The sequence below is a fragment of the Candidatus Wallbacteria bacterium genome (assembly GCA_028687545.1).
Lineage (GTDB): Bacteria > Muiribacteriota > JAQTZZ01 > JAQTZZ01 > JAQTZZ01 > JAQTZZ01.
Map to the genome: position 1 here is coordinate 1 of JAQTZZ010000099.1, position 5,384 is coordinate 5,384.

6 protein-coding genes are annotated in these 5,384 nt (G+C 50.1%); 1 reads left to right on the top strand and 5 read right to left on the bottom strand.

Annotation, left to right across the window (positions count from 1 at the left end):
- A partial coding sequence (locus tag PHW04_18965; protein MDD2717976.1) for a C1 family peptidase occupies positions 1-359 on the top strand: 359 nt, incomplete at its 5' end.
- A gap of 84 nt (positions 360-443) precedes the next feature.
- On the opposite strand, the gene PHW04_18970 is transcribed toward PHW04_18965, so the two are convergent.
- From PHW04_18970 to PHW04_18990, 5 genes are all read right to left on the bottom strand, one after another.
- Positions 444-2,096: a glycosyl hydrolase gene (locus PHW04_18970; protein ID MDD2717977.1), complete on the bottom strand. Its 1,653-nt coding sequence runs from the start codon at positions 2,094-2,096 to the stop codon at positions 444-446.
- Between the two features lie 105 nt (positions 2,097-2,201).
- Positions 2,202-3,089, bottom strand: a complete 888-nt coding sequence (locus tag PHW04_18975; protein MDD2717978.1) for a peptidoglycan recognition family protein — start codon at positions 3,087-3,089, stop codon at positions 2,202-2,204.
- 16 nt (positions 3,090-3,105) lie between these two features.
- On the bottom strand, positions 3,106-3,903 hold the full coding sequence (gene nagB, locus PHW04_18980; GenBank protein MDD2717979.1) for a glucosamine-6-phosphate deaminase: 798 nt from the start codon (positions 3,901-3,903) through the stop codon (positions 3,106-3,108).
- Positions 3,904-3,912: 9 nt separating this feature from the next.
- Entirely contained in the window at positions 3,913-4,761 is an 849-nt protein-coding gene (locus tag PHW04_18985) for a PIG-L family deacetylase (GenBank protein ID MDD2717980.1), read from the bottom strand.
- Positions 4,761-5,384 (bottom strand): ROK family protein (locus tag PHW04_18990; GenBank protein MDD2717981.1); only part of this gene is annotated, 624 nt, incomplete at its 5' end. The genes PHW04_18990 and PHW04_18985, both read right to left, overlap by 1 nt.

Consider the following 5,384-nt stretch of genomic DNA (forward strand, 5'->3'; position numbering starts at 1 on the left):
AGGATCTGCAGAGACCTTATAAGATCAGAGACTGGAAATACCTGAGCCTGAGTCTCAATTCACCGCCACAGGTTGAAGTGATCAAGCAGGCTATCATGCAATACGGACCTGTAGGCTGCGGTGTGGTGGCAGACGACACCTTTGGATTTTACAGCGGCGGTGTTTACAATCACGAAACCCTGCCCATGGTCAAACCTAATCACGCAGTGATGCTGGTGGGATGGGACGACACAAAGGGAACCCATGGATGCTGGATCCTGAAACATTCAGGGGGAAAGCAGTGGGGAGAAGGCGGATTCATGTATATAGAATATAACCGCTGCCGAGTCGGGACAATGGCTACAATCATGGTTTACTGATCGCAGGATTGAAAAAGTAAAGAGCAAAGCATTTCAACAGTAAAAAAACCCGCTCTCAGGCGGGTTTTTTATTAGGAGCGTTTATCAATGCGGAGTAACGGGATGGTTAGGGTTAGGCGGCAATGGATTAGGATTTGGATTGGGATTGACTGGTCCAGGTGTAGGAGAAGGAGTAGGAGTCGGCTGGCCTGGGTCGTTGGGCTGGATCGGGACTGAAGGGCTGTAGGGGCTTGGTGGAGTGTATGGAGTGAGCGGAGTCTCAGAAGTATTAGGATTGGGAACAGGATTCGGGTTATAAGGATTAGGACTTGGATTTGGATTGTATGGATAAGGATTCGGATATGGATTATATGGATTAGGATTGTACGGATTAGGATTATATGGATTAGGATTGTATGGATTAGGATTGTATGGATTCGGTGCGTATGGATTGGGATTATAGGGATTGGGGTTGTATGGGCTAGGATTATATGGATTGTAGGGGTTCGGGGGCGCTGGAGGAGTTGCACCTGTGACCTGGCTCAGGAAGAAAGGGTCTGCCATTACGTCATGGAATACTTTCTGCGCAACTGGAGAGGAGGATACTTTCCAGTTTTGGTCTCCGACTGCATTGAACCAGATAAACGCTCTGACGCGGGGATACTTGGTTTTCAGGTTGTAGAAGGCTGTATTGATCCACCAGGCTTTGTTATCCGGCTGAGAGCTTATCTCTGAGCAGGCCATCTCTGTGAGCATGATGGGTTTCCGGCCTGAATACTCGTTGTAAAACGCATCCAGCATCTGATCGAGCAGCAGGGGATTGTCAGGGCGGTTGTAAACATCAAGGCCAGCCCAGTCCACGAACTGGTCTCCCGGATAGTAAGCCTGCCAGCTGTTCTGTCCGTTCCGGTCGTAAACTGCTGAGAAGATGAATGCCACATTAGCTGCCCCTTCCTGCATGAAAATATAATAAACATGCTGGAAAGCCGCTTTATATAATTCAGGGTTTCCGGTCCAGGCCACGCTTGGATCATTGCACTTGGGACCGAACCGCAGGAAGATCGGACGGCTGAACATTCTGCTGACTCTGGCCTGCTCGCGGATATAGTTGTCCAGGCTTCCGCTTGTGATCTGCTGCAGATACTGCTGTGGGAGCCAGGCAATCACAGGAGTGCTGGCCGGGTTTCCAAAACCGATTTTGGAAATGGATTGTTCGGGATGATCCTGGCGGTTGTCAAAAGGAGTGGCTGGAAAATCAATGTAAGTTTCACGCAGGGCCGGGATTTTTCCGGAGCAGTTCAGCAGGTCCTGCCATTCGTTGTCATTGGTATAGGCTCCGAACAGCATTCCATTGGATGGTTCAAAGGCCAGCTTGGGCTGGAAAACCGGGTTTGGAAAATTCAGATTGTAATCCACATAGACATTAAGGACCTGAGCTACGTCGAAGCTGACCCGGATTTCCAGTCTGGAAGCCTGGGCGTTGATGGGCCAGCGTTCTATGTTGCTGTTGCCTATATCACGGGTTCCGTACGATCTGCCGTCCAGGAAGAGAGTTCCTTTGGCAGCTCCACCCGCATCGTTCCAGGTGACGTCAATGAAATTGATAAGATGTGTTGAGTCCAGATTCAGGGAAAAGCCCTGTTCAGGGTAAAGCCATTGCCTGGTAGGATCTGATTCTGCCGATAAATTTGTGTCCTGGGAATGGATGGCTCTGGAAAAAATAAAAAGAAATAAAATTGAAACTATGATCTTTTGCATACTCCCTCCCTACTCCATACTCTTATATTCTATACAAATCTAATTATACCCAAAATTATGGTGATTTGCAAGGGAATTTGACTGCTTCGGAACAACCGGAAAACGTTAATCGGAAAGCCCCAGCTTTTTCTTTACCCCCTTCAGGATTGTTCCGTCTTTCAGGTAAGGATAAAGATTGTCTCCAGGGCAGGTGGTGTCTTTTGTATAGTCGAGATGCCCCTTGATCTGGTCGAGAGGTACGTTGAATCTGACGACAGCCCAGACGATCAGGTCGATGATGGCCTGCAGGGTTTCAGGGGTCGGTTTCTGGATGTCGTAATTGCCCATCGCGCTGATCAGCAGATGACCTTTTGGATTGTAAAGAGTGCTGGTTTCGCCCATAAAATGGTAATCCCGGCCTTCAATGATGATTCCTGTAGGAGTGATCAGAAAATGATAAGGCACATCCCACCAGTTCTTATCCCGCAGGCCCCAGGTCCTCAGATTTCTGAGCTTCTTAAATGGATTCTCGTTAAAGGCCATTGGCTTGGCGTCTCCGCAGTGATGCAGGGTGATCCGCTCGATTTCATGCAGGATGCGGGCCCTCTGCCCGGCGTACCCTGCGCTTTTCAAGTCGAGGACCTCCAGGGGTACTTCATCCGCCCGGCAGATCTCGAACTCCACCAGGCTGCTGCTGACAGCCAGCACTGAAATGTGGTAACCCCCCCAGTTGAAAGCAGTCATGGCCGCAGCAGTCCTGCAATCGATCACGCCATTTTTTGTGAGCCGCAGCAGGGCATTCTCTTGATCGACTTTTACTACTCTCAAAATCAAGCCGTCTGTAACAAAACTGTCGCCAGGCCTGATGTTTTTTCTGATCCCTTCGCAGATATAGCCCGAATCCTGGCTCTGCTTCCAGATGCTCGCTGGAATCACTAAAGGCACGTCAGGTAAAGTGATGGCTTGAACACAGTACTGAATCAAAATGCAAAGCAGGATGCTGGCAATTTTCATGATTCCTCCTGATCGCTTATCTCGGGTCTCCGAATTTTTCTGTCAGTCCATCCTGCAGTGACAGCACGAACTTGTAATATTCAGTATGTTTGAGAAGGCTTGAAGCCTGGCTGTCCAGGATCAGGGAAACCTTGGGATGCCACTGGAGCACTGAAGCCGGACACATGGAGCTGATCGGACCTTCGATAGTGGCAGCCACAGCTTCGGCTTTTTTTTCACCAGTAGCGAGAAGCAGAATTCTGCGGCTTTCCATGATCGTGGCAATCCCCATGGTAATGGCCAGGAAAGGCTGGAACTCATCAGGTTTGAAAAAACGCTTGTTTTCAGAGAGTGTCTTTTTGGTCAGGGTTTTGACCCTGGTGCTTGAACTGAGACTCGAAGTGGGTTCATTGAAACCGATATGGCCATTAGCACCAATTCCCAGGATCTGCAGATCGATCCCGCCTGCTTCATTGATCAGCATTTCATATGCTGGTCCGGACAGCATGGGGTTTTCCATCATTCCATCCGGCACATGTGTGTTTTCAGGAACTATGTCAATATGCTTAAAGAGATTTTCCTCCATGTAGTATCTGAAGCTCTGGGGATGGGTGGCCGGAATTCCCACATATTCATCCAGATTGAAGGTGCGCACGCGCTTGAATGACAGTTTTTCTTTTTTGTGAAGTTCGATCAGCTTCCTGTAGAAAGCGAGCGGAGTGCTTCCTGTGGCCAGGCCAAGTACAACATCATTCTTGTTGCGGATCAGATCGGAAACGATTCGTGCACTGCGTTCTGCTGCTGCTTCAGGGGTCTGATGGATGATGATTTCCATTACTTCACCTCAGTTGAATTTATCCGCTCGATTTCTGGCGTCCTGTTCAAATTTTCTGATTTGAGTTGAAACAAAATCCGACATTTTCAGGTTTTTATCCAAAAGCAGAGGCATCAGGTCCAGGGCATAGGTTAAAGCAGTGTTTGTGTCAGTTTCATGGGACTGAAAATAGGTGGCATTGGAAAGGCGGCGGCCTTCAGTGGCCAGGTCATAGCGCTTGCCTCCGGCGATCTGGGAATCGAACACACCGAGCAGTGCGGCAGAGAGGTTCTGATGCCCGTCTACAGGCAGGACCACTTTGTCTTCGTCGCAGACCCAGTCCAGGTTTCGCCAGACTTCGCAGCCAAACACCTGGTCGGGCAGATAGCCGGGGGAGAGGCTGCGCAGAGCGGTGATTGCCTTGCTGAGCGTGGCCACATGGGTGTCGTGCTTGTCTGCCGGATTGTGAAGGTAAACTACTTTCGGCTTCGCCAGTTTGAGTATTTCCAGCAGGTCTTCCACAACCTGCCGGTTGTTGTTGTCCTTGACGGCAGAACTCGGGTGCAGCAACTGAATCAGAGCAGAATATTCGCCGATCTGGGCTGCCTTGCGCTGCTCCCTGAATCTGACTTTCTGCATCTCCTGATCGCTGTATTGACCGTATTCGCCGCTTCTGGCGCTTCCAGCGCCGTCGGTGAGGACTACTCCGGTGAACCAGTAATCTTTGCGGTTGAAGCATTCCAGAATGCCGTGGAAGGCAAAAATTTCCATATCGTCCTGATGGGCGCAGATGCAGAGATGAGTTGTCCTGCTGAGAGCCTGTTCGGCATCTGTTCCGTCTGGTACGAATATATCCGCTTCAGGTCTATGAAATTTCATTACATCTCCCCTTCGATTTTAGCCGGCTTGAGATTGGTTTTCGGAAGGCTGGCTGCTGCGATAGCCTGGCCGTGGCGCTTGCTCTTTTCGTCAGGTGTAGTCAGGTTGATGGAAAGTTCCGGGAATTCCTCCGCCAGAACCTTGCCTGCTGATTCGATTATCAAATCTCCGCCAGCACCTGAGGTAACGCGCCCCATCACCAGCATGTTCCTGTAATCATAGAAATCAGCGAAATGAGCCAGGGAATAGCCGAAAAAGACTCCGATCGTGCGGAAAATGGCGATTGCCTTCTTGTCGCCTTTTCTCATCAGATTCTGCACTTCGATCAAGCGCTCAGGCAGGGGCATTTTTTCCGGAAATTCGAGACCTGCATTAGAAGCGAGCCTGCCGACAGCCTGCTGGGAGAAATACTGCACTCCACAACCTTTATCACCTGACCATTCGTCTGCAGGTGCGTCATTCCGATAGTCGACAGGCACAAAGGCCAGTTCATTGAGCCAGGAGGTGATGTTGCCTTCAGGGGTCACATAACCGGATGCGAGGCTCGTGCCCATGGAAATACCCAGAACCGAGTTGTCTTTCAGGGCCATGGAGCCTGCCAGAGCAGCAACTTCGCCGTCATT

Coding starts and splice junctions, on each gene's coding strand:
- PHW04_18970 (MDD2717977.1), bottom strand. CDS start 2,096: ATGCAAAAGATCATAGTTTCAATTTTATTTCTTTTTATTTTTTCCAGA.
- PHW04_18985 (MDD2717980.1), bottom strand. CDS start 4,761: ATGAAATTTCATAGACCTGAAGCGGATATATTCGTACCAGACGGAACA.
- nagB (MDD2717979.1), bottom strand. CDS start 3,903: ATGGAAATCATCATCCATCAGACCCCTGAAGCAGCAGCAGAACGCAGT.
- PHW04_18975 (MDD2717978.1), bottom strand. CDS start 3,089: ATGAAAATTGCCAGCATCCTGCTTTGCATTTTGATTCAGTACTGTGTT.